Below are 25,840 nucleotides of genomic sequence, written 5' to 3' on the forward strand. Positions count from 1 at the left end.
TCGCCATGGCAGACGGCATCGCCATCGTCGGCATGGGCTGCCGCTATCCCGACGCCTCCGGTCCGGACCGGCTGTGGGAGCTGGTCATGGCCCGCAGGCGGGCGTTCCGGCCGCTCCCCGCGGCTCGGCTGAACCCCGCCGACTACGACACCGACGACCTGGACTCGACCTACGTCCGCTACGCGGCGGTCCTGGAGGGCTGGTCGTTCGACCGGACCCGCCACCGCGTCCCCGGCGCCACCTACCGCGTCACCGACCCGGCACACTGGCTGGCCCTGGACGTGGCCGCGGACACCCTGGCCATGGCGGGCTTCGCCGACGCCGGCGGGATGAACCGCGACAAGGCCGGGGTCATCATGGGCAACACGCTGACCGGCGACTACACCAGGGCCACCGCGATGCGGCTGCGGTGGCCGTACGTCCGTCGCGTCCTGCAGGAGACCCTGGCCCGCGAGGACCTCCCCGAGGACGTCCGCGACCGGCTGCTCCAGCGGTCCGAGGAGCTCTACAAGGCGCCGTTCCCGGAGCCCACCGACGAGACCCTCGCCGGAGCGCTGGCCAACACCATCGCCGGGCGGATCTGCAACCACTTCGACCTGCACGGCGGCGGTTTCACCGTCGACGGCGCGTGCGCCTCGTCGCTGCTCGCGGTCGCGCACGCCTGCGCGGCGCTGACCGCCGGGGACCTGGACTTCGCCCTCGCCGGAGGCGTCGACCTCAGCCTCGACCCCTTCGAGCTGGTCGGGTTCGCCCGGACCGGCGCGCTCGCCCGCGGCGACATGCGGATCTACGACGCCTCCCCCACCGGCTTCTGGCCGGGCGAGGGATGCGGCATGGTCGCGCTGATGCGCCTCGGCGACGCGCTGGCCACGGGACGGCGGCCCATCGCGGTCATCCGCGGCTGGGGGGTCTCGTCCGACGGCCGCGGCGGCATCAGCAGGCCCGAGGCCGGCGGGCAGCTGCTGGCCCTGCGGCGCGCGTACGAGCGAGCCGGGTTCGGCCCGGAGACGGTCGGCTACTTCGAGGGGCACGGCACCGGGACCGCGGTGGGCGACCACGCCGAGCTGGAGGCCATGCGGGCCGTCCGGGGGCCGCACCGGAGCCCCGCGTTCGTGGGGTCCGTCAAGGCCAACATCGGGCACACCAAGGCGGCGGCCGGCGCGGCCGGCCTGATCAAGGCGGCGCTGGCCGTGCACCACCAGATCATCCCGCCCACCACCGGCTCGCACACGCCGCACGAACTTCTCGGAGACGGCCTGGCGACCGCGGAGCGGCCCGTCCCCTGGCCTGCCGCCCCGGTGCGGGCCGCGGTCAGCGCGATGGGCTTCGGCGGCATCAACACCCATCTGGTGATCGAGGCCGCCGGACCGGCGCGGCGCAGCCGGTTGTCCGCCGTACAGGAGCGGATGGCGCGGGCGCCGCTGGAGGCGGAGGTGTTCGCCGTGACGGCCGGCACCCCCGACGAGCTCACCGGGAAGCTGCGGCGGATCGCCCGCCGCGCGGAGTCCATCTCCTTCGCCGAGCTCACCGACCTGGCCGCCCGGCTGGCCGACGAGCCGCCCGGCGCCTGCCGGGTGGCCTTCACCGCTCACGACCCGGCCCAGCTGGCCCGCCGGGCCGGACAGGCCGTGGCCATGTCCGGCCGCGACGCCGCCGAGTCCGGGATCTACAGCGGGACCGGACCGGCCCGCAGGATCGGCCTGATGTTCACCGGCCAGGGCGTCCCGGCGCGCGGCGGCGCCGGCGCTCTGGGCCGGCTGTTCGAGGAGGCACGGCCCTACTTCACCGGGCAGGAAGGCGTCGACACCGGCATCGTCCAGCCGGCCGTCTTCCGGGCCTCGATGGCCGCCCTGAAGTGGCTGGACAGCCTCGGCGTGACGGCCGTCGCGGCACTGGGCCACAGCGTCGGCGAGATCGCCGCGCTCACCTGGGCCGGAGCCGTGGACGAGGAGGACGCGCTCGACCTGGTCGCCGAGCGCGGCCGGATCATGAGCGAGGTGGGAGCCGCCGGCACCGGCATGGCGTCCATCGCCGCCCCGGCGGACCGCGCCGCCGCCCTGATCGAGGGCCTGGACCTGGTCGTCGCCGCCGACAACGGCGCCTCCACGGTCGTCGCCGGACCGCTGACCGCGATCGCGGCCGCGCTGGGCCGGGCCGGCTCGGCGGGCCTCACGGCCAAGGAGCTGGAGGTCAGTCACGCCTTCCACTCACCCGCCGTGGGTGAGGCCACCTCGCCGTTCGCCGCCTGCCTGGACAAGGTGCCGTTCACCGCGCCGGTGGGACGGGTCTTCTCGACGGTGACCGGTGCGGAGCTGGGCGCGGCCACCGACCTGCGGCAGCACCTGGCCGCGCAGATCACCGACCCGGTGCGGTTCCGCCAGGCCCTGGAGCTGCTGGCCGCCGAGTGCGACCTGCTCGTCGAGGTGGGACCCGGCCGGACGCTGACGGCCCTGGCCACCGCCCACCTCGGCGCCTCGCCGTCCGCCGTGTCCGTCGACGCCGGCGAGCGCAGCGGACAGGGCCTGCTGGAGAGCGCCGCCGCCCTGTTCGCGGCGGGTGCGACGGACTCGTTGCTGCCCCTGTTCAGCCATCGCTTCCATCGGCCGTACGACCTGGACCGGGAGCCGGTGTTCCTCACCAACCCGTGCGAGCTGGCGCCGTCCCACGAACCGGCGCGGCGGGAGACGCCGGAACCGGCGCGGGCGGGCACCCCCGAGCCGGCCCGGCCGAGCGGCGGGAGCGTGGCCGGGACCGTCCGCGCCCTGGTCGCGGCCGCCCTGGAGCTGGAGCCGGACGCGATCGGCGACGACGACCACCTCCTGGCCGACCTGCACCTGAACTCCCTGCGCGTCATACAGCTCGCCGTCGAGTGCGCATCGGCGTGCGGGAGGGCGCTTCCGGCCGAGCTGCCCCGGATCGCCGAGGCCACGGTCGGCGACCTGATCGCCGCCGTCGAGACGTTCCCCCCGGCCGGCGAGCGCCGGCCCGACGCGCCGGAATGGTTCCGGCTGTTCGCCGAGCACCCCGTGCCGGTCCAGCCTCCAGAACCGGACGGCGCGCTGCGGGTGCGCGTCCCCGCCGGACCCGCCGACGCGGACGTGGGCCGCCTGCTCGCCGCGGCCCGGCAGGCGATCGCCGAAGGGCGGCCCCTGGTCGTCGCCGACGAGGCCGACTGCGCGTCCGGGTTCGTCGCCGCGCTGCGTCAGGAGCACCCGGAGCTCGACGCCCACTGGCACGGCGTGGACCCCGCCGGGCAGGCGTACGCCGTCCGGCACCTGCCGTTGCCCCCAGGGGACGGCGCGGCTCCCCTCCACCGGGACGAGGTGGTCCTCGTCACCGGAGGGGGCAAGGGGATCGGGCTGCACGCCGGGCTCACCCTGGCCGGGGCGTACGGGGTGCGGCTGGCGTTGATCGGCCGGTCCGATCCCGCGGCCGACCCCGAGCTGGCCGAAGGGCTGGAGCGGCTGCGCGCCGCCGGGGTCGTCGCGGCCTACCGCAGCGCCGACGTCACCGACGCGAGCGCCGTCGGGCGGGCCGTGGCCGAGCTGTCCGGGCTCGGCCCGATCACCGGCGTCGTGCACGCCGGCGGGGTCAACCGGCCGGCCCGCTTCGGCGAGCTCACCGAGGAGGACTTCGCCGAGCACGCCCGTACCAAGTGCGAGGGCCTGGCCAACGTGCTGGCGGCCCTGGACACCGACCGGCTGCGTCTCGTGCTGGCCTACGGCTCGGTCATCGGGCGGTTCGGGCTGGCCGGCGAGACCCACTACGCGCTGGCCAACGGGCGGCTGCAGGCCATGGTCCGCGCCCTGACCGGCGAGCTGCCCCCCGGCTGCGTCACCGCGACGCTCGCCTGGACCGCCTGGGCCGGGGCCGGGATGGCCGAACGGCTCGGCGTGGTCCAGCAGCTCACCGGCGCCGGCATCGGCACGCTGCCCGTGGAGCGGGGGGCGGAGCTGCTGCTGGAGGCGATCGCGGCGCGCCCGGCCGGCGAGACCATCGTCATCAGCGGCCGGCTGCCCCAGCTCGACCGCGCGGAGGACACCCCGTCACGGCATTCGCTGCTGCACCGGGTCCGCAGCTTCGTCCCCGGGGTCGAGCTGGCGGCCGAGTGCGAGCTCGACCCGGCGAGCAGGTACCTCGCCGACCACCGGCTCGACGGGGTGCGGCTGCTGCCCGCGGTCTGCGCCCTGGAGGCCATGGCCCAGGCCGCGGAGCTGCTCGGCACCCCCGCTCGTACGATCACGGACGCGCGGTTCGAGCGGCCTGTCATCGTGCCCGACGACGGCACCCGTACACTGCGGATCCACGCCCTCCGCCACCCCGGCGGCGACGTGGAGGTCACCATCCGCAGCGCGGAGACCGACTTCTCCGCCGTGCACTTCGCCGGCCGGATCGCCGCCACGTCCGCCGACCCTCCGGACGTCGCCGTCCCGGCCGATGATCCCCCCGCCCACGATCCGGCCGACCTGTACGGGCCGCTGTTCTTCCACGGGCCCGCGTTCCGGCGGCTGGCCCGCTTCGAGTCCCTCTTCCCCACCGGCTGCCGCGCCGTCCTGTCGGCCACCGGCGACGACCTCGACATGGGGTCACCGGTCCTGGGGGAGGCGGCCCTGCACGACGCGGCCATCCACGTGCTCCAGGCGTGCGTGCCGCACCGGCGGCTCCTGCCGGTCGGCTGCGACCGGTTCCAGGCGCACGGCCGCGCGGCCCCGCCCGCGGAGGTGGTCGTCGAGGCGGTCGAACGGTCGCATCACGGCGCCGACTACGTCTACGACGTCGTGGCGCGGTCGGCGGACGGGCGGCCGGTGTTCAGCTGGACGGGGCTGCGGCTCCTCGACACCGGGCCGCTGCGCATGGACGCCATGCCTGCGCTGCTGACCGGCCCGTACCTGGAGCGGATGGTCGGAGACCTGTGCCCGGGGGCGTCGGCCGTGACCGACGAGTGGCTGGAGCTCGGCGAGCCGCCGCTCCGGCCCGAGCCGCCGTTCCAGCCCGAGCCGGGGTGGACCCGGCAGGCCGAGCAGCTCGCGCGGTTGACGGGCGAGTCCCGGCTCACCCTCGACTCCCGGCTGAGAACGGCTCACAAGTGCCTGCCCGAGGCCGGCCAGGCGGAGGCGCTGCAGGTCGAGGCGGCCTACGAGCACGGCTGGATCAAGCTGACCGGCCCGTCCGGGCTGGCGGTCCTGTCCGGACTGCTCACGTTGGACAGCTCCGACGGCCCACCGCGATCCATGGTCGTCGCCGTGCTCACCCAGGAGACGCGATGACTCCCTTCTACGAACACCGCCAGGTCGTCACCTTCGCCGACACCAACGTCGTCGGGAACGTGTACTTCTCCCACTATTTCGAGTGGCAGGGCCGCTGCCGGGAACGCTTCCTCGCCGACCAGGCGCCGGAGGTACTCCAGGCGCTCGCCGGCGACCTCGTCCTGGTCACAGCCGACTGCTCGTGCGAGTTCTTCGCCGAGCTGTACGCCCTCGACGAGGTGTCGATCCGCATGTCCCTGGGCGGCATCGAGGCGAACCGGGTGACCATGGACTTCCGCTACTACCGGCTGGGCGCCGGCCCGGCCCGGCTCGTCGCCGGCGGACGGCAGACGATCGCGTGCATGCGCCGCGACCCCGCAGGCGCCCTCACCCCGGCCGAGATCCCCGCCTCGCTCAGACGAGCCCTCGACCGCTACTCCCCCGTCACGACGCCCTGAGCATCCACCACCGGAAAGTCCGACGTCAGGAGCTCGACCATGTCCACCCCCGTCACCACTCGGCGGCAGCTCAACGAGCGACACCACAAGGCCGCCCTCGGCGTCTTCCTGGTGATCGTCCTCGCCCACTGGGCGGAACACATCGTGCAGGCGATCCAGATCTACGCGCTCGGATGGCCGGTCCCGGAGGCGCGCGGAGTGCTCGGACTGCCGTTCCCCTGGCTCGTCACCTCCGAATGGATGCACTACGGCTACGCCCTGGTCATGCTCGTCGGGCTGATCCTGCTGCGGCCCGGCTTCACCGGCCGCTCCCGGACGTGGTGGACAATCGCGCTCGCCATCCAGTTCTGGCACCACATCGAGCACCTGCTCCTGCTGCTCCAGGCGATCACCGGCACGCACCTGGCCGGACGGCCCGTTCCGACCAGCATCATCCAGCTCGTGATCCCCCGCGTGGAGCTGCACCTGTTCTACAACGCCGTGGTCTTCGTCCCGATGGTGGTCGCGATGCTGCTGCACCGCCGGCCGCGCGAGGCCGAGCGCAGCGTCATGCGCTGTGGCTGCGCGCTCGGAGCGGCATGAGACGAAGGCGCCCGTCCCCGCCGCTGACCGTGGCCCTCCTGCTCGTCACCGCCCTCCTGCTGTCCTGGACGGTCCCCGGGATCGGCCCGGCGCTGCGGCTCGCCGCCGGGGCCGGCCGGTCCGGGACCTTCACCGCGCAACGCCTGGACTGCGTGCGGCACCCCGGCCACGAGAGCTGCGCGTGGACCGGCGACTTCCGCTCCCACGACGGCGTCGTCCGCCGCACGGGAGTCACCCTCGCCGGCAGCGACCGGGACACCGACCAGGCGGGCCGGCAGAGCGAGGCGGTCGACGTCGGGCTGCCCAACCGGGTCTACGATCCGCACGGGTCCAACGAATGGATCTTCACCGTCTTCCTGTTCCTGGCCGAGCTCGCTCTGCTGGCCTTCGCCCTCGCGCCGGTCGTGGGAGCGGTACGCCGGGCACTGGCCTCCCGCCGGGGCTCCGGCCGGAGCGTGGAGCTGGAGAGTGAACGAACATGATCGTCGCGATCACGGACGACGCGTGGCGGACGACGCGCGCCGCACTGGCGACAACAGGTGATCGTTTCGCCGACCTGCTCTCGGCGGCCGCCACCGCCGCCCGCTCCGCTCCGGCGACCCGGCACTGGTCGGTGGCCGACACCGCCGCGCACGTGGCCACCCTCACCCAGGCGTGCGCCTCCATGCTCGGAGTCGCCCCGCCACCGGTCCACGGCCTCGGCGAGCTGATGAGGGAGACCACCATCGACACCGTCGCCGACCTCAACGAGGTCGTCCTGGGACGGTTCACGGAGCGGGACCCGGAGGCGCTGGCCGGTCAGATCCGCTCGGACATCAAGCTGCTCCTCGACGCGACGGACGGCGAGGACCCGGCCGCCGCCGTGCCGTGGCTCGGCGGCTCCGCGGTCCCCCTGGCCGGGCTGCTCGCCCACCTGCTCAACGAGCTGCAGATCCACGGCCGGGACATCGCCCGGCCGGTGGGCGCGCGGTGGTGGGTGCCCCGGCAGGAGGCCGCCCTGTTCTTCGAGCTGTTCCTCGTCGGCGTCATCCACCACGGCTACGGCCGGCTGCTCGACGGTCACGGCCCCTGGCCGAGACGGCGGGTCGCGGTGGAGTTCGCCTCCCCGTACACGACCACCCGGTCCATCGTGATCGACGACGGCCGGGTGACCGTCGAACCGCCGGGCGGGCCGACGGATGTCCGCCTCGCCTTCGACCCGGTGGCGCTCAACCTGATGCTGTTCGGTCGGGTCAGCAGGGCACGGACGGTGCTCGCCGGCGACGTCGTCGTCCGGGGCAGGCGGCCGTGGCTCCTGCCCGCCTTCCTCCGGATCATGCGGCTGCCGTCCTGACAGTCCCGTTCCGACCTCTGTTCGCCGCGGCCCCGGGTGCGTGCGAACCCGCTCCGAACTCGACTCCGGGCGCGCATACCGCGGCATGCTTGCTTCATGGCTGATACGACACGCATCACGGTGACGCTGCCGAGTGACCAGGTCGCCGAGCTCAGGAAGCTCACCGACAACGTCTCCGGCTATGTCGCCGAGGCGGTGGCACGCCAGCTACGGCACCAGCTCCTCGGCGCCGACCTGCGGCATCACCAGGAGGAGCACGGGGAGTTCACCGAGGAAGAACTGGCTCAGGCTCGCTCCAGGATCTTCGGGGCGGCCGATCCGGGGGGTTCGGCGAGCGCGGTGTGATCGAGCACGTCGAAACCTTCGTCCTGGACTTCCAGGGACTCTCCGCCTGGATGGTCAGCCAAACGCGGGTGAACCTGCCCCGGCTGCAGTGGGTGCTCTCCCGCGTCAAGGTCGAACCGGTGACCGGGGGGCGGCGAAGGCGTCCGCGAAACTGCTCAAGACAGCGGGTCTGCACGGCCACAAGTACGCGATCGACGCGACGGTCGCCGAAGTGGCACCGCGCCAGCCGCGTCCGGTGGCCATGCTGACCTCCGATGTCGACGACATGGCCCGACTGTGCGGCGACCGTGTCCGGCTCATCGGCATCTGAGCAGCTCCCGCCCGGCCCGGCGTCCCACATCCTGCTCCACAGCGACGGGTACGCCGGTCCGGGCGGGGCCGGCTGGTACTCCACTGACACATCGCGATCATGGTTGGGATCTGCGCTGGCAGTGGCAGTGTCGGGCGGTTGCCTGATGGCGACGCCGCCATTCTGACCAGCGCAGGATGTCCGTGATCGTGTGGGTCGCGGTCAGGATGAGCGCGGCCAGTGACCGCCGGATCTCGGGGGACGTCAGCGGGACGCGGTCATCAGTACTGGGTGGCTGGGCACCGGCGACCTTGACAGGGCCATCAAGGGCTGCCGGGCTCCTCTCGAAGTTGCTGGCCCCCGGCTCGGCCCGCTCCTCGACGTTGTGGTGAGAAGGCTTCTCCGGGCGGGCTCGTACGTGGCCTGTGCGCCCACCTCGCTCACGTGGTGCGGAGGGACTCCAGGATCTGGGTCAGGGCGGCCATGGTGTCGGGGAGGTCCTGGGGGTCGCTCGATCCGGCCAGGAAGAGCGCGGCCTCGTTCATCGCTCCCGACAACAGATGAGTCAACGGCCTCACGGGCTGGCGCGCGATGACGCCCTCGTCCATCAGGCTCGTGAGTGCCTCCGTCAGGTGGCGGGCGGAGGCGGCCTCGTCCATGGCTCTCCACTCGTTCCAGCCCAGGACTGCCGGGCCGTCGATGAGCATGATCCGCTGAACGTCCGGATGGGTGCTGGCGGACAGGAAGCACCGGCAGCCGGCCGTGAACCGCGTCCACGGATCGTCGTGCGCGTCGGCGGCGGCCGCCACCTTCCTGCCCACCTCGTCCTGGACCTCCTGGAGGACGGCTCGGAAGAGGTCTGCCTTGCTGTCGAAGTGGTGGTACAGCGCGCCCTTGGTGACTTCGGCGGCACGGACGATCTCCGACAGGCCCACCGCGCCGTAGCCCTTGGTCGCGAAGAGCCTCCGTCCGGCCGCCACGAGGGTTCGCCGGGTCTGCTCGCGCTGCTCCGCTCTGCTGGTCATCCGCGCTCCGTTGACATACCGATGGTACGTCAATAGCGTATCCGACATACCATCGGTATGTGAATGGGGATTCTGATGAGGTTGACCAGCTTCTATCCCGTCATCGGTGTCACGCGTCTGCGGGAGTCACGCGACTTCTACACCCGGCTGTTCGAGTTCGAGGTGACGTTCGAGGCGGACTGGTACGTCAGCCTGCGACGGCGGGGCGACCAGTGGTACGAGCTCGCCCTGCTCGACCACGGTCACCCCACCGTGCCCCACGCCTACCGCAGGCCGGTCCAGGGCCTGCTGCTCAACTTCGAGGTCGAGGACGTCGACGCCGAGTGGGAGCGCCTCGTCCTCGGCGAGGGCCTGAAGCCCGAGCTGGATCTGCGGACCGAGGAGTTCGGCCAGCGACACTTCATCGTGGCCGACCCCAACGGCGTCCTCATCGATGTGATCGAAGAGGTCCCACCGTCCGCCGCCTACGCGGACAACTATGTCGGGCCCTAGTCCACCTCCACGACGGCCTGGGCGAACTGGGCGGAGTACAGCCGGGCGTAGGCGCCGTCCGCGCCCAGGAGCGACTCGTGCGTGCCCTGCTCGACGATCCGCCCGTTCTCCATGACCAGGATCAGGCTGGCGTCGCGGATCGTGGACAGCCGGTGGGCGATCACGAAGCTGGTGCGGCCCTCGCGCAGCGAGCTCATCGCCCGCTGGATGAGCACCTCGGTGCGGGTGTCGACCGAGCTGGTGGCCTCGTCCAGGATGAGGATCGCCGGCTCCGACAGGAACGCCCGGGCGATCGTGATCAGCTGCTTCTCCCCCGCGCTGACCGTGGCGCCCTCCTCGTCGATCACCGTGTCGTAGCCGTCGGGCAGCGTGTGCGCGATGCGGTCCACGTGGGCGGCCTCCGCGGCGGCCTCGACGCGCTCCCGTGTGGCGCCTTCGGCGCCGTAGCCGATGTTCTCCGCGATCGTCCCGCCGAACAGCCACGTGTCCTGCAGCACCATGCCGATGCCGGCGCGCAGCTCCTCCCGGGACATCTCGGCGATGTCGACGCCGTCGAGCGTGATCCGGCCGCCGGTCACCTCGTAGAAGCGCATGATGAGGTTGACCAGCGTCGTCTTGCCCGCTCCGGTCGGGCCGACGATGGCCACGGTCTGGCCGGGCTCGACGGTCAGCGACAGGTTCTCGATCAGCGGCCGGTCCGGCGCGTAGCGGAAGGACACGTTCTCGAACGCCACCCGGCCCCTGACCTGTGCCGGTCGGGCGGGCCGGTCCGGCTCCGGGGACTGCTCCGGGGCCTCCAGCAGCTCGAAGACCCGCTCGGCGGAGGCGACGCCCGACTGCACCAGGTTCGCCATGCCGGCCACCTGGGTCAGCGGCTGGCTGAACTGCCGCGAGTACTGGATGAACGCCTGCACGTCGCCCAGCGAGATCGAGCCCGAGGCCACCTTGAACCCGCCCACCACGGCGACCAGCACGTAGTTGAGGTTGCCGATGAACATCATCGCCGGCTGGATCATCCCGGAGATGAACTGGGCGCGGAAGCTGGAGGTGAACAGGGCCTCGTTGTGCCGGTCGAAGGTCTCGGCGGCCTCCTTCTGCCGGCCGAACACCTTGACCAGCGTGTGCCCGCCGTACATCTCCTCGATGTGGCCGTTGAGCTTGCCGGTCGAGGACCACTGCTTGATGAACTGCGGCTGCGACCGCTTGCCGACGACCGTGGTGACGTAGACCGACACCGGCACCGTGACCAGCGCGATGAGCGCCAGGATCGGCGAGATCCAGAACATCATCACCAGCACCGCCACGACCGTCAGCGCCGACGAGATGAGCTGGCTCATCGTCTGCTGGAGCGTCTGGGCGACGTTGTCGGTGTCGTTGGTGGCGCGGCTGAGGATCTCACCGCGCGGCTGGCCGTCGAAGTAGCTCAGCGGCAGCCGGGCCAGCTTGGCCTCGATCCGCCCGCGCAGCCGGGACGCCGCGCGCTGCACGACGATCGTGGTCAGCCGGAACTGCACGATCCCGAGCAGCGCCGCCATCACGTAGATGGCCAGCACCCAGCCCAGCACCTGGGCCAGCGCGGTGAAGTCGATGCCGTGGCCGGGCACCACGTTCATCGACGACACCATGTCGGCGAACGTGCCCTGGCCCCGGGCGCGCAGCCCCGCCACGGCCTGCTCCTTGGTGCTCCCCGCGGGGAGCTGGGCTCCGATGATGCCGGAGAAGATCAGGTCCGTGGCGTGGCCGAGGATCTTGGGGCCCGTCACGGTCAGCGCGACGCTGGCCGTGCCGAGGGCCAGGACGACGACGAGCATCGCGCGCTCGGGCCGCAGCAGGTGCAGCAGCCGGCGGAGCGAGCCGCCGAAGTCGAGGGCCTTCTCGGCGGGCCCGGACATCATCCGGCCGGGGCCGAAGGCGGGCTGAGGGCGCCGCGGGGGCGCTTGGGGGGTGCTCATGCGGCCGCCTCCTGTTCGGTGAGCTGGGACAGCACGATCTCCCGGTACGTCGGGCAGGTGGTCATGAGCTCGGCGTGGTCGCCGCTGCCGACCACGCGGCCCTCTTCCAGGACGAGGATGCGGTCGGCGTCGCGGATCGTGTTGACGCGCTGGGCCACGATGACGATCGTGGCGTCGGTGATCTCCTCGGCCAGCGCGGCCCGCAGCCGGGCGTCGGTGGCGAAGTCGAGGGCGGAGAAGGAGTCGTCGAACAGGTAGATCTCGGGCCGGTGCACCAGTGTCCTGGCGATGGCCAGGCGCTGGCGCTGCCCGCCGGAGACGTTCGTGCCGCCCTGGGAGATCGGCTCCTCCAGGCCGCCGGGCATCGCCTCGACGAACTCGCGGGCCTGGGCCACCTCCAGGGCCCGCCACAGCTCCTCGTCGGTGGCGTCCGGCCTGCCGTATCTCAGGTTGGAGGCGACGGTGCCGGAGAAGAGGTAGGGCGACTGCGGGACCAGGCCGACCGCCCGGGAGAGCACGGCGGGGTCGAGGTCGCGGACGCCGACGCCGTCGACCAGCACCTCGCCGGCGGTCGCGTCGAACAGGCGCGGGATGAGGTTGAGCAGCGTGGTCTTGCCGCTGCCCGTGCTGCCGATGATCGCGGTGGTACGGCCCGGCCGCGCCGTGAAGCTCACGTCGCACAGCACCGGCTGCTCGGCGCCCGGGTACCGGAAGTCCACGGAGCGCAGCTCCAGCTCGCCGATGCGTCGCTCGGGGGTGACGGGGTCGGCCGGCGGGTGGACGGTCGGCTCGGTGTCGAGCACCTCCTCGATGCGCTCGGCGCAGACCTCGGCCCGCGGGATCATCATGAACATGAACATGGCCATCATCACCGACATGAGGATCTGCATCAGGTAGGAGATGACCGCGGTCAGCGCGCCCACCTGCATGGCCCCGTCGGCGATGCGGTGGCCGCCGAACCACACCACGGCGACGCTGGACAGGTTCACCACCAGCATGACCGTGGGGAACATCAGCGCCATCAGCCGCCCGACCCGCAGCGACACGTCGGTCAGCTGGTCGTTGGCCACGCCGAAGCGCTCGCGCTCGTGCCGGTCGCGGACGAAGGCCCTGATGACCCGGATGCCGGTGATCTGCTCGCGCAGCACCTGGTTGATCCGGTCGATGCGCTCCTGCATGGTGCGGAAGTGCGGGCGCATCCGCATGACGATCACGCCCACGACGACGATCATCACGGGCAGCGCGACGAGCAGCAGCGACGACAGCGCCGCGTCCTGGCGCAGCGCCAGGACGATGCCGCCGACGCACATGATCGGCGCGGCCACCACCATCGTGAACGTCATCAGCACGAGCAGCTGCACCTGCTGCACGTCGTTGGTGGTCCGGGTGATGAGGGACGGCGGGCCGAACCTGTTGACCTCCTGGGCGGAGAAGTTCTGCACCCGGTGGAAGATCGCGGCCCGCAGGTCCCGGCCCAGCGCCATCGAGGTCCGGGCGCCGTAGTACACGGCCACGACGGAGCAGACGATCTGGACGAGCGTCACACCGAGCATCACCAGCCCGATGCGGGCGATGTAGCCGGTGTCGCCCTTGACGACGCCGTCGTCGATGATGTCGGCGTTCAGTGTGGGGAGATAGAGCGTGGCCAGCGTCTGCACGAACTGGAAGAGGACGACGAGCGTGATCTCTTTCCCGTACGGCCTGAGCTGGACCCGCAGCAGACGGAGCAGCATCAAGAAGGGCTTTCTGTCGAAGGGTCGGGGGAAGGCCGCACGAGCAGCCCGTCGAGCAGCACGGAGACGATCTCCGCGTCGTCCATGTCTCCGAGGTCGCCGCCCTGACCGAAGCCGCGGTGCACCCGCACCGCGATCAGCATGAGCAGCAGGTGTGCCGTGGCCTCGGGAGAGCGGCGCAGCCGGTCGCGATCGGGCTCCATCAGGGCGGCCAGTGCGGCCGCTATCCGCTGCCGGCCGCCGAACATCCGCTCGCGGAACTCGGCGTCGTCGCTCATCAGCTCCTTGGGAGCGGCGATGAGGTTGGCGTTGGCGCTCATCCCGGTCCGCAGCTTCGTGACGGCGGCGAGCAGCCGCGCGCGCAGCTCGACCTGGGTGCCGATGGCCGCCAGGGCGTCCACGGCCGGCTGCGGGTCGAACGCGCTCATCAGCGCGGCCCGCAGCAGCGAGGCCTTGTCGGGGAAGACGCCGAAGATCGTGCCCTCGGCCACTCCCGCGGCCTCGGCGATCTGACGGGTGCTGACGGCGGTGCCGTACTCGCGCAGCAGGGGAAGCGTGGCGGCGATGAGCGCGGCACGGCGATCTTCTGGTGCCATGGCCGGCACCCTTCTCCTTCTGGCCATGGCGCAGAGCATAATGAGCGAGTACTCACTCGTTCAAATGGTTTTGTCCCGAAGGTCCGCGAACGGGCGTGAGCCCGCCCCCAAGGGGGGACGAGCTCAGGCACTGCGGGGCGGGGTCAGTCGTGGGTCAGCGTGACCAGGTTCGAGTAGTCGTTCCGCGTCCCGTCCGTGCCGTGGAACAGGATGGTGTGGGTGGTGCCGGTGCCGCTGAGCGACGACAGCGGGACCGACCACTTGTAGAGCCCGCCGGCGCTGGACACCAGCGGGTTCACGCCGGCCACGGCGGTCCAGGTGAACTCGCCGCCGAAACCGGGCTCGGCCGTCCGCGATCAGTCGACGCGGCAGAACGTGGCGAATCTGCCGGGGTGGGCGGCGTCGTAGCGCTCGATTCGACGGTGGCCTCGCGGGGCAGGTTGGATCAGGCCATCGTTGCGGACGTTGTGGTGGATCATGCGGCGGGTGCCGGTCTCCATCGAATGGACGGCCAACGTGGCCAACTCCTCGCCGCGGTGAATCGGCACGCCCCGGGCCGCCTTCAGCGAGCGCCTGTGCGACTCGTACTCCTCTGTGCTGCAGCTGCTGCTGGACTCGGTGGGGAATTGACGCGCTCTCCGGCCTGAAGGCCGGGGGTTCAGCCCGTACCGCGTCATGCGGCGGCACCTCTGAGGCTTCCTGCTTCGCCGACCCGCGCCACCGCATGCGGTGGTCTTACCGGGTCTCCACAGGCGTTTAGCCTGTCCGCCCGTCCGGCGGCCAGGATGTTGATCGCCGCATTGACGTCCCGGTCGTGGGCCGCGCCGCAGGCACAGATCCACGACCGGACGGAAAGCGGCATCGACGCGGCGATGGTTCCGCACGCCGAGCATAGTTTCGAGCTGGGGAACCAGCGGTCGATCCTGGCGAAGGTCCGCCCGTACCGGGCGGCCTTGTACTCCAGCATCGCGACGAAGGCCGACCAGCCCGCGTCGTGCACACTCTTGGCCAGCTTCGTGCGCGCCAGACCCGACACCGACAGGTTCTCCACGTACACCGCTTGGTTGTCGCGAATGATGCTGGTGGAGAGCTTGTGGGCGAAGTCCCGGCGCGCGTCGGCCACCCGGGCGTGGGCCTTGGCGACCTTGACGACGGCCTTGTTCCGGTTCGCTGAGCCCTTCACCTTCCGGCCGAGGGCCTTCTGCGCCCTGCGGAGCTTCTTGGCCGCCCGGCGCAGAAAACGCGGATTGTCGACCTTCCGGCCGTCCGACAGTACCGCGACATGCGCCAGCCCCAGGTCGATGCCCACCTCGGAGGCGACCTCGGGCAGGAGCTCGTCGCCGGTGGCGACCACGAAGGAAGCGAAGTACCGGCCCGCCGCGTCTTTGATCACCGTCACCGACGACGGCTCCGACGGCAGGTTGCGCGACCACCGCACCGGCACGTCCCCGATCTTCGGCAGGCGCAGCCTCCCGCCTGCCGTGATCGAGAACCGGGCGTTACGGGCGAAGCGGATGGCCTGCCGGTTGTCCTTCTTGGAGCGGAACCGGGGTGCGGCCATCTTCGGCCCCTTGCGTTTACCGGTGATCGAGGCGAAGAAGCTGCGGTAGGCGGTGTTCAGGTCCGCCAGCGCCTGCTGGAGCACCACGGCGGAGACCTCTGCCAGCCAGGAGCGTTGCGGAGTCTTCTTCGCCTCGGTGATCACGAGCTTGGACAGGTCCCCGTCGCAGATGTAGGGCAGCCCGGCCGCGTGGGCGTCCTGCCGTGCGCGCAGCCCGTCGTTGAACACCACTCGGGCGCACCCGAACGCCTGGGCCAGCGCCTGGCGCTGGGCAGCGTCCGGGTAGAGCCGGTACTGGTAACGAACCTGCATGGTGCTCATTGGACCATTCGATCATGACTGAACGTATGGGAATCAGCGCGATCCGTGAGCACATCGGCGACCGCGCCAACGCGGCCCACTACCTCGGGCGAGCACACCATCATCGAACGCAACGGCACACCCTTCGCCGTCCTGGCGTCCTACCACTGGTGGATCGAGCATAAAGACCAGAAAGGCCAGGGCACCCCGCGCCCTGACGGCCACCCCCGCCCGGGCCTTCAACCCCGACCTGAAGGCCGGAGCACTGGCCCGCATTCCGGTAGCCGAAGTTCCGGTAGACCTCCACGCGGACGCGGCGCGCCAGCTCCGGCTCTCGCTCGATGAGGGCGTCCAGGCGGCGGTAGAGGTTCTCGCCGTCACGCTCGAAGCGCAGCACGAACGCCTGGTGGTTGACGCCCGCGGTGAGGAAGGAGATCTCCTCCTCGGGTACGCCGACCATCCGGGCCAGGGTCCTCTGCGTGTCGCGGGCCGCGTGGCAGACGCCGACGACGTTGCGGAAGGGGGTGCCCGCGTAGACCGCCCAGGGGATCATCGACATGGGGTTGGTGTAGGTGAACAGGGTGGAGTCCGGGGCCAGCTCGGCCAGGTCCTCGCCGAGTCCGACCATCACCGGGATCGTGCGCAGGGCGCGGAAGATGCCGCCGATGCCGAGGGTGTCGGCGATGGTCTGGCGGACGCCGTACGCGGCGGGGATGTCGAAGTCGCGGCGCACGGCGTCCATGCCGCCCACGGCGATCTCGTTGATCACGTAGTCGGCGCCGTCCACCGCGGCCCTGCGGTCGGCGTGGGCCTCGACCTTCGCGCCGATCCCGAGCTCCGTCACCATCCACCGGGTCATCGCCTCGGCGGTGTCCAGCCGGTCCTGGTCGATGTCGTGCAGCACGATCGTCGACTCGGTCAGCTCGGGGAAGGTCAGGAGGTCGGAGAGCAGGTTCTTCGCGAAGGTGATGCTGCCTGCGCCGACCAGGACGATGCGGGCCATCTATCTACCTCAACTTCATGGGCGTGAGGCAATGAACGTGTTCCGTATGACAGAATGTCATTCCGAATAAGGGACAGACAGGACACCACCCGAGCGGAGAGCGTGTCAAGGGGTGGATCTACATGACGGCCAGCTGACCACCGTCGATGACCAGCTCGGTGCCGTGGATGAAGGCCGCGTCGTCACTGGCGAGGAAGGCGTAGCCGGCGGCCACCTCCTCGGCCAGACCGGCCCGGCCGAGCGGGATCAGCTCGCTCTCGTACGACGAGACGAAGTCGTCGGCCAGCCCGGCCGAGATCGAGGCGTTGAGCGGGGTCTTGATGTAGCCGGGACAGAGCGCGTTGACCCGGATGCCGTGCCTGCCGAGCTCCACGGCCATGGTCCTGGTGAGCAGCAGCACCCCGCCCTTGGAGGCGTTGTAGTGGGCGTAGTCCGCCTCGCCGCCCAGGCCGTTGGTGGAGGACATGTTGAGGATCACCCCGCCCGCGCCCTGGTCCACCAGCCGCCTGGCCACGGCCTGGGCGACCAGGAACATGCCGCGCAGGTTCACGGCCATGATCCGGTCCCAGTGCTCCGGCGAGATCTCCAGGAACGGCTCGCGCCAGGCCGTTCCGGCGTTGTTGATCAGGACGTCCAGCCCGCCGAGCGCCGCGATCGCGCCCTCGACCAGCCGGGAGACGTCCGCCTCCGCCGACACGTCGGCCGCCAGGCCGCTCACCTCGCCCAGCGCCGACAGCTCTGACGCGGTCGCCGCCACCTCGGCCGGGTCCAGCCCGCCGATGACGACCCTGGCGCCCTCCTCCAGGAACCTGCGTGCCGTGGCGGCGCCGATCCCGCTGCTGCCGCCGCTGATCAGCACCCTCTTGCCGGCCAGTCCCCTCATGCGCCCTCCCCCTTCGTCAGCATGTCAGCGCACGGCGCCGCGGGCCGCGACGCGCAGTTCGGTGGTGACCCGGCCGCCCTCGACCCCGTACGCGGAGTCGAACATGTTCACGGCCGAGCAGGCGTGACCGGGGATGAGCTGGACCCGCGTGCCGACCGGCAGCGCGCCGTGGTGGCCCGGCTCCAGCAGCGCCACGCCGTGCTCCTCGTTGAGGAAGTCCATGTGCGCGTACGGATGCCCGACCACCCTGATCCAGTCGGGCGTGCCGGTGCCGTCGGAGGTGAGGCACTTGGTGCCGGCGTCGAACACGACCCTTTCGGGCGTCGGCCGGGCGATGACCGTGGACAGCACGCGGGCGCCGGCGGTCCGCTCGGTGGCGACCCCCAGCCGGATCATCGCGGTGTCGTTGAAGACATAGGTGCCCGGCCTGATCTCGGTCACCCCGGCCACCCCCGCGACGTGCCTGGCGGTGGGCGTGGAGCCCACGCTGATCTCGCGCAGGGCGATGCCCTCGCGGGCGCACAGCTCGGCGGTGGCCACCAGGTCGGCGCCCTCGCGGCGGGAGGTCTCGGCCAGCTCCTCCGCGGTGCGGGAGTGGTAGGCGTGCCCGGCCAGCGTGAGGAGGCCGACGACCTCGACGCCGGGGATCGCGGCGATCTCGGCCACCAGGTCGGCGGTGGGCCGCCCCGGCGGGCGTCCGAGCCGGTGCTGGCCGGTGTCCACCTCGACCAGGACCTCCGCCGGGGGCCCGCCCAGCCGGCCGAGCCCCTCCGCCACCTCGGGCGAGTCGAGGCTGACGCGGACCCTGGCCCGCTCGCGCAGCGCCGCCAGCCGGCGCAGCTTGGGCTCGCCCCAGATCGGGAAGGCGAGCAGGATGTCGTCGATCCCGGCGTCGGCCATCACCTCGGCCTCGCCGAGCTTGGCGCAGGTGATGCCGCTCGCCCCGGCGTCGAGCTGCATGCGCGCCAGCTCGGGCATCTTGTGGGTCTTGATGTGCGGGCGCAGGCGGACGCCGTTGCTCGCCGCCGCCTTCGCCATCTCGCTCACGTTGCCTCTGACCACGTCCAGGTCGATGACGAGAGCCGGCGTGTCGATCTCGGGGTACATGCGTGGGACCGCCCCTCTGGTAGTTCCCGGCGAAAATAGCACCAATTCCGTATGGCGCACTAGCGTTCCGTTTCGCGGAACTCTTGACATCGTTGTGTGGTGCTGATGTTCTGTCGTGGTTTCGGAACTACATTCTGAATAGCGGAATCGGGAGCACATATGAGGCTTGGCACCGTACGCGCCGGCACCGGCGATCCCCCGCCGGCCGCCGTCCAGGTGGACGTCTCCGGCATCGGCACCCTGACCAACCCTGTGATCGGAGCGACGCCGTGAAGGCACTGGTGTTCACCGGACCCGCGACGGTGGAGCTGCGGGAGGTCGACGAGCCCGTGGTCGGCCGGGACGAGGTGCTGGTCCACGTGGTCGCCTCCGGCATCTGCGGGAGCGAGCTGCACGGCGTCAAGTCGCCCGGCTTCCGGGTGCCGCCGCTGGTGATGGGGCACGAGTTCGCGGGCCGCACCGACGACGGGCGGCCGGTGCTGGTCAACCCGATCCTGTCGTGCGGGTCGTGCGACGTGTGCGCGCTCGGGCTGCGGAACGTGTGCCGGAACCGGCGGATCGTCGGGGTGCACCGGCCCGGCGGGTTCGCCGAGCGCGTGTCCGTGCCCGCCGCCGCGCTGGTCGCCCTGCCCGAGGGACTCGGCTGGACGGCCGCGGGCGTCGTGGAGCCCGTGGCGAACGCCGTGCACGCCTGGGAGCTGGCCGGAGCCCCGGCCGGGGCGCGGGTGGGTGTCATCGGCGCGGGCGCGATCGGGCTGGCGTGTCTGCAGGTCGCCCGTACGGGCGGGGCCGCCGGAGTGGACGTCGCCGACCGGTCGGAGAGCCGCCTGGCCCTCGCCGGCCGCCTCGGGGCGGACGCCGCGACCGGCGAGCTGACCGGCGAGTACGACGTGATCTTCGACGCGGTGGGCGCGGCGGCCACCCGTCGCGCGTCGGCCGCCCTGCTGCGGCCGGGCGGGACGGCGGTCTGGCTGGGGCTGGCCGACACCGAGCCCGGCTTCGACGCGGCCGGGCTGGTACGCGGGGAGCAGCGGGTGCTGGGCTCGTTCGCCTACTCCGGCGCCGACTTCGCCGCCGCCGCCGCGATGGTCGGGAGCTGGGACCTGAGCTGGGTGGACACGTTCCCGCTGAGCGAGGGGGCGGAGGTCTTCACCAGGCTCATGAACGGCGACCCGAACCCCGTCAAGGCCCTCCTGTCCCCCGGCGCCTGACCTTCTCGGTCTTCCACGGGCGCCCGAACTCTTCGGGCGCCCGTTCTCCGTGCGTGCCGGCCGTCAGGGGCGGGGCAGGTCGCGGTAGGGGTTGGCGGGCAGGCCCGTGTACGGGGTGGGGCAGCGCCACAGCTCCCCGCCGCCGCTGCCGTCCCAGGCGGTGGTCACGTAGAGCACGTCCAGATCGGGCCCGCCGAACGCGCAGCTCGTCACGTTGGCGGCGGGGACGGGGACGGTCAGGTCCGTCGAGCCGTCGGGCCGCAGCCGCACGACCGACGCGCCGCCCCACAGCGCGACCCACACGTGCCCGGCGGCGTCCACGGTGATGCCGTCGGGCTGCGGGAGCCCGGCGAAGCGCCGCCGATTCGCCATCTCGCCGCTCGCCGGGTCGTAGTCGAAGACGTCCACCTGGTCGGTGGCCGTGTCCACGTAGTACAGCAGCCGCTCGTCCGGGCTCCACGCGATGCCGTTCGAGATCGTCACCCCGGCCAGCACCCGCGCGCAGCTCCGGTCGGTGTCCAGCCGGTAGAGCGAGCCCGCGCCCGGGGTGTCGTCCTCGGCCTTGGTGCCGGCGAAGAACCGTCCGGCGCGGTCGCAGGCGCCGTCGTTCATCCGGTTGCCGGGCGGCTCGGCGGCGGTCACGGGGGCGACCACCTCCAGCCGGCCCCCCTCGTGGACGGCGAAGCCGTCCCTGACCGCGAGCGCCAGGCCGCCCGAGGCCCGGGGCAGCGCCACGCCGACCGGCCGGCCCACGTCGATGGACTCCAGGGCGTCGTCGGCGGGGTCCAGCCGGTGCACCAGGCCGGCCGGGATGTCCACCCACAGCAGCGTCTCCGTGCCGTCGTCCCAGCGTGGCCCCTCGCCGAGCCGGGCCGCGGGAACCGGTACCGGTTTCAGGTCCATCCCAAACCCCTTCAATCCACGATGCAGAATGGCATTCCGGTCAGAGCTGCTCGGAGATCGCGCGACGGAGGCCCGCCCCGACCTCTTCCAGCCGGGCCGGCGACATCCGGTCCTTGATCGCGGTCACGCTCACCGCGGCGACCGGCACGGTCCTGCCCAGGAAGATCGGCGCCGCGACGCAACGCACGCCCGGCTCGTTCTCCTCCAGGTCGAGCGCGTAGCCGCGGTCCCGCACCTGCTCCATGTGGGCGGCGAGCTTGGCCGGGGCGGTGATGGTGTTCCTGGTCCGCACAACGAGGGGGCCGTACCTCTCGGCCCACGCCTTGACGGCCTCGTCGGTCGGGTACGTCCAGGCCAGCAGCGCCTTGCCGACACCCGTGCAGTGCGCGGCGTTGCGCCCGCCCACCACCGAGCTCATCGTGATCGATCGCACGGCCTCGACCTTGTCGAGGTAGACGATCTCTCCGCCGTCGAGCACGGCCACGTGCACGGTCTCGTCGAACTCCTCGCGCAGCCGCAGCAACAGCGGACGCACGAGGGTGCGCAGGTCCATGGACTCGTAGTATCGGAACGCCGTGGCCAGCAGCTCGGTGCCCAGGAAGTAGGGGCCGCCCGGCTCGGGCTGCGCGGCGAAGCCGCGGTGCTTCAGCGCGCCGAGCAGGCGGTGCAGCGAGCTCTTGGGCAGGGCGAGCCGGGTGGCGAGCTCGTCGAGCGTAACGCCGCGGCTGTGCTTGCCGATCTCCTGCAGGATCAGCAGGGCGCGGTCGACGCTCCCCACCGGGGACTGGGCCTCACCCACGGGGCTCTCCTCCAGAAGATTCCATGCAATGGAATGCTAGCGCGTCATCCGGAATCTCGCCTCACATTGCCCTCCAGAACGGGTACTTGTCGGAAGTAGCCGTGCCCCTGATGCCCTAGCCGGTCGCCTGGTAGTCGAACCAGTCGAAGCACGCGCTGCCCTCGGTGGCGTACATGCCGATGACCCGGCCGGTGAAGCCGGTGGCGACCTCGGTGGACAGGTAGCGGCCGTCCAGCTCGGCCAGCAGCGTGTCCCCCGCGGAGAAGGAGATGGTGTCCGGGCCCCTGGCCGCCACGCCGGTCGGCTGCGTGGGCGGCCCGGCAACCGGCCCGATGACGGACGGCGGCAGGATGTCGCGGGTACGGACGTCGATGGTGAGAGTGAGCGGACCGGGCGGCACCGGCCGATCGGCCACGCACTGGCGCAGCGGCCCGATCCGGGCGATCACCCGGGCCCGCCCGCCGCTCACCTCCAGGTCGTAGTGGTGGGCCTCGTCCATCCGGATGGACAGCCCCGCCGTGCCCGGCTCCGATCCGGGCGGTTCCGATCCGGGCGGTTCCGATCCGGGCGGTTCCGATCCGGGCGGGGCCGGTTCGAGCCGGGCGGTGACGCGGCAGTCGTGGTGCTGCTGGCGGCGGCCGACGAAGGTATGGCCGGGCCGGTCGAGGGTCGGGCCGGTGGCGTGCAGGGTGAGCCGGCCGGGGCGCTCGGTCAGCGACCACGAGCCGTCCGGGCGGTCGCGCGGGGAGATCCAGTACGGGGCCAGGGCGTCACCGTCGAAGTCGTCGCGGGACGGCTCCGGCGCGAGCGGGTGCCAGGCGGCGGGCGCGGGGTGGCGCTCCTCGACGGGCCCCACGACCGGCCAGCCGTCCTCCCAACGCACCGGGGTGAGGAAGGTCTCCCGGCCCAGGACCTGGAACTCCGGGGTGTAGCCGCGCGGGCGGGTGCCGAGCAGCACCATCCACCAGGAGCCGTCGGCGGCCTGGACGAGGTCGGCGTGGCCGGTGCTCTGGATCGGCCGGTCGGTGCCGCGGTGGGTGAGGATCGGGTTGGCCGGGCCGGGCTCGAACGGGCCGCGCGGCGAGCGGGCGCGGGCGATCGACACGGCGTGGCCGCGCTCGGTGCCGCCCTCCGACATCAGCAGGTACCACCGGCCGTCCACCTGGAACAGGTGCGGCGCCTCCGGGTACTTCCCGCCGGTGCCGGACCAGACCTGGTACGGGCCCTCCAGCACCTGGCCCGCCGCGGGGTCGATCCGCGCGACCTGGGTGCCGGAGAAGGCGCACCAGCAGGAGCCGTCCTCGTCCCAGGTCAGGTCGGGGTCGATGCCGGGCAGGTCGATCCAGACCGGGTCCGACCACGGCCCCTCGGGGCGCTCGGCGGTGACGATGAAGTTGCCCCGCCCTCCCACGTTCGTGGTGATCAGGTAGAACGTGCCGGCGTGGTGGCGGATCGTCGGCGCGTAGATCCCGCCGGAGGCGGGGATGTCCGGGGGCAGGTGGAGTTGCGAGGGCCGGTCCAGGACGTTGCCGATCTGCCGCCAGTGCACCAGGTCACGGCTGTGGAAGATCGGCACGCCGGGGAAGTACTCGAAGCTGGAGCACACCAGGTAGTAGTCGTCGCCGGCCCGGCACACGCTCGGGTCGGGGTGGAACCCGGCCACCACCGGGTTGTCGTAGGTCCGCGTGTTCACTGGTTCCTCTCCTGGACACGGGCACGGGTGGTGAGCCGGCGCGCGGCACCGAGCACGTCCGGGGCTCCGTTGAGGCGGATCCGGGCGCTCAGCGGCAGGTCGCCCGCCGACGGCCCGGACGACAGCACGATCTCCCCCGGCTCCACGAGCCGGCGGCCGTCGACGCCGGTGAACGAGAACGCGGCGGCGGGCACGTCGAAGGCGACCTCGCGGGACTCCCCCGGCTCCAGCGGCACCCGGGCGAAGCCGACCAGCCAGACCACGGGCCGGGTGACCTGCGCCACCGGGTCGGAGGCGTACAGCTGCACGACCTCCTCCACGGGACGCTCGCCCGCGTTGCGGACCGTCACCCGCGCCTCGATCTCTCCGTCCGTACGACATTCCGGCTGCGACGTGCCCATGGCCTCGTACGCGACCGGCGCGTACGACAGCCCGTGGCCGAACGGGAAGGCGGGAGTGGGGTCCAGCACCGTGATCCCGTCGGCCCTGCCGCCGAGCGGCGGTTGCAGGTAGGTGGACGGGTTGATGGACGGCGAGCGCGGGATCTGCACGGGCAGCCGCCCGGACGGGTTCACCCGGCCGCTCAGCACCCCGGCGAGCGCCGCTCCTCCCTCCACCCCGGGGAAGAACGCCTGGATCGCGGCGGCCACCCGGTCCTCGTACGCGCCGAGGGCGTAGGGACGCCCGGACACCACGACGAGCACGACGGGTGTCCCCGTCTCCAGCACCGCCTCCACCAGCTCCGCCTGCACGCCGGGCAGCCGCAGGTCGGCCGCGTCGCAGCCCTCGCCCGAGGTGCCGCCGCCGAACATCCCGGCCCGGTCGCCGACGAACACCAGCGCGACATCCGAGCCCGCGGCCAGGTCGGCCGCCGCGGCGAAGCCCGACGTGTCCCCGCCGGAGACGTCCGCTCCGGGGGCGTGCCGCACGGCGGCGCCGGGGAACTCCGCCTCGACGCGGCTCAGGACGGTCTCGACCGGCAGGCCCATGCCGCGGGAGGGATACCGGTCGAGCACGTGGTTGGGGAAGGAGTAGCAGCCCATCAGGGTGCGCGGGTCGTCGGCGCAGGGCCCGATGACGGCGATCCTGGCGGTCGTCCGCGGGTCGAGGGGCAGCAGCCGGCCGGCGTTGCGCAGCAGCACGATGGACCGTTCCGCGACGGCGGCGGCCAGCTCGCGGTTGGCCGCGCTGTCCGGGTCGGCGTCCGCCGCGCCCTCCGGGACGAGCAGGCCGCCGTCCAGCAGGCCCAGCTCGGCCTTCTGCCGCAGCACCCGGCGCACCGCCTCGTCCACGACCGACTCCTCCACCCGGCCGGCCTTCACCTGCTCGACCAGGTTGCGGCCGTAGCTCCGGGTCTCGGGCAGCTCCACGTCGATGCCGGCGCGCAGCGCGAGCGCGCCCGCGGCGGCGTCGTCCTCGGCGACGCGGTGCATCGTGGCCAGGAACGGGATCGACCAGTAGTCGGACACCACGGTCCCGTCGAACCCCCACTCCTCGCGCAGCAGCCGCCGCAGCAGGTCGGCGCTCGCCGCGACCGGCACGCCGTCGACGTCGGTGTAGGAGTTCATGACCGAGCGCGCCCCGCCCTCCCGCAGCGCCGTCTCGAACGGCGGCAGGATCACGTCGGCGAACTCGCGCGGGCCCATGCCGACCGGCGCGTGGTTGCGCGCCGCGCGGGAGGCGGCGTACCCGGCGAAGTGCTTCAACGTGGCGATGATCCCGGTCTGCTCCAGACCGCGCACATAGGCGGCGCCGAGCTGCCCGACCAGGTACGGGTCCTCGCCGAGGGTCTCCTCGACGCGCCCCCAGCGGTAGTCGCGCACCACGTCGAGCACCGGCGACAGTCCCTGGTGCACGCCGGCGGCGCGCAGGTCGCGGCCGATCGCGGCGGCCATGCGCTCCACCAGGGCGGGGTCGAAGGTCGCGGCCCAGGCCAGTGGCGTGGGGTACGCGGTCGCGCCGAAGGCGGCGAACCCGGTCAGGCACTCCTCGTGCGCGATCGCCGGGATGCCGAGCCGGCTGGCCGCCACCACCCGCTCCTGGAGCAGCCGCAGGCGTTCGGCCCCCTCGGCGGGGCTCAGCGGCTCGGTGCCGTGGACGCGGGTGAGGTGGCCGATGCCGTCGCGCAGCCGATCGTCCAGGCCGGTGCCGGGCACGGCGAAGAAGTCCTGCATGGGCGCGACCTCGCCGCCGTCGTCCACGCGGATCCACACCGAGCCGAGCTGAGCGACCTTTTCCTCCAGGGTCAGCTCCGCCAGCAGGGATTCCGCCCGCTCGGCGGGGGTGCGGCCCTGGTCCCGCCACGGGACGTTCACATATGTCATGACTT

The 25,840-nt window shown here is 72.3% G+C and carries 22 protein-coding genes; 8 read left to right on the forward strand and 14 right to left on the reverse strand.

Going from position 1 to position 25,840, the window contains the following annotated elements:
• The first annotated feature begins 5 nt into the window (after positions 1-5).
• The 6 genes from ABZS51_RS03105 (at position 6) to ABZS51_RS03130 (ending at position 7,964) form a co-directional block, all read left to right on the forward strand.
• Complete coding sequence (locus ABZS51_RS03105; RefSeq protein ID WP_355435452.1) at positions 6-5,267, forward strand: SDR family NAD(P)-dependent oxidoreductase; 5,262 nt, start codon at positions 6-8, stop codon at positions 5,265-5,267.
• Positions 5,264-5,704, forward strand: coding sequence for an acyl-CoA thioesterase (locus tag ABZS51_RS03110; protein WP_355435454.1), 441 nt, complete (start codon positions 5,264-5,266; stop codon positions 5,702-5,704). Before ABZS51_RS03105 ends, ABZS51_RS03110 begins: the two co-directional genes overlap by 4 nt.
• A 39-nt stretch (positions 5,705-5,743) precedes the next feature.
• Positions 5,744-6,286 (forward strand): hypothetical protein, encoded by a 543-nt coding sequence (locus ABZS51_RS03115; RefSeq protein ID WP_355435457.1) that lies wholly within the window; start codon positions 5,744-5,746, stop codon positions 6,284-6,286.
• Complete coding sequence (locus ABZS51_RS03120; RefSeq protein ID WP_355435460.1) at positions 6,283-6,768, forward strand: hypothetical protein; 486 nt, start codon at positions 6,283-6,285, stop codon at positions 6,766-6,768. The genes ABZS51_RS03115 and ABZS51_RS03120 overlap by 4 nt, the downstream gene beginning before the upstream one ends.
• Entirely contained in the window at positions 6,765-7,619 is an 855-nt protein-coding gene (locus ABZS51_RS03125; protein ID WP_355435463.1) for a hypothetical protein, read from the forward strand. The genes ABZS51_RS03120 and ABZS51_RS03125 overlap by 4 nt, the downstream gene beginning before the upstream one ends.
• Positions 7,620-7,715: 96 nt before the next feature.
• Entirely contained in the window at positions 7,716-7,964 is a 249-nt protein-coding gene (locus tag ABZS51_RS03130) for a type II toxin-antitoxin system CcdA family antitoxin (protein WP_355435465.1), read from the forward strand.
• 729 nt (positions 7,965-8,693) lie between these two features.
• Here the strand turns inward: ABZS51_RS03130 and ABZS51_RS03135 are convergent.
• Positions 8,694-9,278, reverse strand: a complete 585-nt coding sequence (locus tag ABZS51_RS03135; RefSeq protein WP_355435468.1) for a TetR/AcrR family transcriptional regulator — start codon at positions 9,276-9,278, stop codon at positions 8,694-8,696.
• Between the two features lie 75 nt (positions 9,279-9,353).
• On the opposite strand from ABZS51_RS03135, the gene ABZS51_RS03140 reads away from it, so the two are divergent.
• Positions 9,354-9,770 carry a VOC family protein gene (locus ABZS51_RS03140; protein ID WP_355435471.1) on the forward strand — a complete coding sequence of 139 codons (417 nt, stop codon included), beginning with the start codon at positions 9,354-9,356 and terminating at the stop codon, positions 9,768-9,770.
• Here ABZS51_RS03140 and ABZS51_RS03145 read toward each other — a convergent pair.
• The 9 genes from ABZS51_RS03145 to ABZS51_RS03185 form a co-directional block, all read right to left on the reverse strand.
• Positions 9,767-11,722 carry an ABC transporter ATP-binding protein gene (locus ABZS51_RS03145; protein ID WP_355435474.1) on the reverse strand — a complete coding sequence of 652 codons (1,956 nt, stop codon included), beginning with the start codon at positions 11,720-11,722 and terminating at the stop codon, positions 9,767-9,769. The genes ABZS51_RS03140 and ABZS51_RS03145 overlap by 4 nt on opposite strands.
• Positions 11,719-13,455 (reverse strand): ABC transporter ATP-binding protein, encoded by a 1,737-nt coding sequence (locus tag ABZS51_RS03150; protein ID WP_355435852.1) that lies wholly within the window; start codon positions 13,453-13,455, stop codon positions 11,719-11,721. The genes ABZS51_RS03145 and ABZS51_RS03150 overlap by 4 nt, the downstream gene beginning before the upstream one ends.
• Positions 13,455-14,051 (reverse strand): helix-turn-helix domain-containing protein, encoded by a 597-nt coding sequence (locus ABZS51_RS03155; protein ID WP_355435477.1) that lies wholly within the window; start codon positions 14,049-14,051, stop codon positions 13,455-13,457. The genes ABZS51_RS03150 and ABZS51_RS03155 overlap by 1 nt, the downstream gene beginning before the upstream one ends.
• 143 nt (positions 14,052-14,194) lie before the next feature.
• Positions 14,195-14,359 carry a hypothetical protein gene (locus ABZS51_RS03160; RefSeq protein WP_355435480.1) on the reverse strand — a complete coding sequence of 55 codons (165 nt, stop codon included), beginning with the start codon at positions 14,357-14,359 and terminating at the stop codon, positions 14,195-14,197.
• Positions 14,360-14,407: 48 nt separating this feature from the next.
• Positions 14,408-14,599 carry a hypothetical protein gene (locus ABZS51_RS03165; RefSeq protein WP_355435483.1) on the reverse strand — a complete coding sequence of 64 codons (192 nt, stop codon included), beginning with the start codon at positions 14,597-14,599 and terminating at the stop codon, positions 14,408-14,410.
• A gap of 125 nt (positions 14,600-14,724) precedes the next feature.
• Positions 14,725-15,924, reverse strand: coding sequence for a transposase (locus tag ABZS51_RS03170; protein WP_355435855.1), 1,200 nt, complete (start codon positions 15,922-15,924; stop codon positions 14,725-14,727).
• Positions 15,925-16,033: 109 nt separating this feature from the next.
• Entirely contained in the window at positions 16,034-16,915 is an 882-nt protein-coding gene (locus ABZS51_RS03175) for a hypothetical protein (RefSeq protein ID WP_355435486.1), read from the reverse strand.
• Between the two features lie 118 nt (positions 16,916-17,033).
• Positions 17,034-17,798: an SDR family NAD(P)-dependent oxidoreductase gene (locus ABZS51_RS03180; protein ID WP_355435489.1), complete on the reverse strand. Its 765-nt coding sequence runs from the start codon at positions 17,796-17,798 to the stop codon at positions 17,034-17,036.
• Between the two features lie 24 nt (positions 17,799-17,822).
• The gene (locus ABZS51_RS03185) at positions 17,823-18,905 is read right to left on the reverse strand and encodes an alanine racemase (protein WP_355435493.1); all 1,083 of its coding nucleotides are present in this window, start codon (positions 18,903-18,905) and stop codon (positions 17,823-17,825) included.
• Positions 18,906-19,174: 269 nt separating this feature from the next.
• Here ABZS51_RS03185 and ABZS51_RS03190 point away from each other — a divergent pair, with 269 nt between their 5' ends.
• A complete protein-coding gene (locus tag ABZS51_RS03190; RefSeq protein WP_355435496.1) occupies positions 19,175-20,116 on the forward strand; it encodes an alcohol dehydrogenase catalytic domain-containing protein in 942 nt (313 codons plus the stop codon).
• A 63-nt stretch (positions 20,117-20,179) separates the two neighbouring features.
• Here the strand turns inward: ABZS51_RS03190 and ABZS51_RS03195 are convergent, their stop codons facing one another.
• From ABZS51_RS03195 to ABZS51_RS03210, 4 genes are all read right to left on the reverse strand, one after another.
• Positions 20,180-21,019 carry an SMP-30/gluconolactonase/LRE family protein gene (locus ABZS51_RS03195; RefSeq protein ID WP_355435499.1) on the reverse strand — a complete coding sequence of 280 codons (840 nt, stop codon included), beginning with the start codon at positions 21,017-21,019 and terminating at the stop codon, positions 20,180-20,182.
• Positions 21,020-21,059: 40 nt separating this feature from the next.
• The gene (locus ABZS51_RS03200) at positions 21,060-21,818 is read right to left on the reverse strand and encodes an IclR family transcriptional regulator (RefSeq protein ID WP_355435501.1); all 759 of its coding nucleotides are present in this window, start codon (positions 21,816-21,818) and stop codon (positions 21,060-21,062) included.
• Positions 21,819-21,933: 115 nt separating this feature from the next.
• The gene (locus tag ABZS51_RS03205) at positions 21,934-23,511 is read right to left on the reverse strand and encodes a glycoside hydrolase family 43 protein (protein WP_355435504.1); all 1,578 of its coding nucleotides are present in this window, start codon (positions 23,509-23,511) and stop codon (positions 21,934-21,936) included.
• Positions 23,508-25,835, reverse strand: a complete 2,328-nt coding sequence (locus ABZS51_RS03210) for a glycoside hydrolase family 3 N-terminal domain-containing protein (RefSeq protein ID WP_355435506.1) — start codon at positions 25,833-25,835, stop codon at positions 23,508-23,510. Before ABZS51_RS03210 ends, ABZS51_RS03205 begins: the two co-directional genes overlap by 4 nt.
• Positions 25,836-25,840 lie beyond the last annotated feature (5 nt).

Origin of the sequence: Nonomuraea sp. NPDC005501, from assembly GCF_040605905.1 — a bacterium.
Taxonomy (GTDB): domain Bacteria; phylum Actinomycetota; class Actinomycetes; order Streptosporangiales; family Streptosporangiaceae; genus Nonomuraea.

Coding starts and splice junctions, on each gene's coding strand:
- ABZS51_RS03145 (WP_355435474.1), bottom strand. CDS start 11,722: ATGAGCACCCCCCAAGCGCCCCCGCGGCGCCCTCAGCCCGCCTTCGGC.
- ABZS51_RS03155 (WP_355435477.1), bottom strand. CDS start 14,051: ATGGCACCAGAAGATCGCCGTGCCGCGCTCATCGCCGCCACGCTTCCC.
- ABZS51_RS03180 (WP_355435489.1), bottom strand. CDS start 17,798: ATGAGGGGACTGGCCGGCAAGAGGGTGCTGATCAGCGGCGGCAGCAGC.
- ABZS51_RS03125 (WP_355435463.1), top strand. CDS start 6,765: ATGATCGTCGCGATCACGGACGACGCGTGGCGGACGACGCGCGCCGCA.
- ABZS51_RS03140 (WP_355435471.1), top strand. CDS start 9,354: ATGAGGTTGACCAGCTTCTATCCCGTCATCGGTGTCACGCGTCTGCGG.
- ABZS51_RS03210 (WP_355435506.1), bottom strand. CDS start 25,835: ATGACATATGTGAACGTCCCGTGGCGGGACCAGGGCCGCACCCCCGCC.
- ABZS51_RS03135 (WP_355435468.1), bottom strand. CDS start 9,278: ATGACCAGCAGAGCGGAGCAGCGCGAGCAGACCCGGCGAACCCTCGTG.
- ABZS51_RS03115 (WP_355435457.1), top strand. CDS start 5,744: ATGTCCACCCCCGTCACCACTCGGCGGCAGCTCAACGAGCGACACCAC.
- ABZS51_RS03175 (WP_355435486.1), bottom strand. CDS start 16,915: ATGGCCCGCATCGTCCTGGTCGGCGCAGGCAGCATCACCTTCGCGAAG.
- ABZS51_RS03130 (WP_355435465.1), top strand. CDS start 7,716: ATGGCTGATACGACACGCATCACGGTGACGCTGCCGAGTGACCAGGTC.
- ABZS51_RS03185 (WP_355435493.1), bottom strand. CDS start 18,905: ATGTACCCCGAGATCGACACGCCGGCTCTCGTCATCGACCTGGACGTG.
- ABZS51_RS03120 (WP_355435460.1), top strand. CDS start 6,283: ATGAGACGAAGGCGCCCGTCCCCGCCGCTGACCGTGGCCCTCCTGCTC.
- ABZS51_RS03170 (WP_355435855.1), bottom strand. CDS start 15,924: ATGCAGGTTCGTTACCAGTACCGGCTCTACCCGGACGCTGCCCAGCGC.
- ABZS51_RS03110 (WP_355435454.1), top strand. CDS start 5,264: ATGACTCCCTTCTACGAACACCGCCAGGTCGTCACCTTCGCCGACACC.
- ABZS51_RS03105 (WP_355435452.1), top strand. CDS start 6: ATGGCAGACGGCATCGCCATCGTCGGCATGGGCTGCCGCTATCCCGAC.
- ABZS51_RS03150 (WP_355435852.1), bottom strand. CDS start 13,455: ATGCTGCTCCGTCTGCTGCGGGTCCAGCTCAGGCCGTACGGGAAAGAG.
- ABZS51_RS03195 (WP_355435499.1), bottom strand. CDS start 21,019: ATGGACCTGAAACCGGTACCGGTTCCCGCGGCCCGGCTCGGCGAGGGG.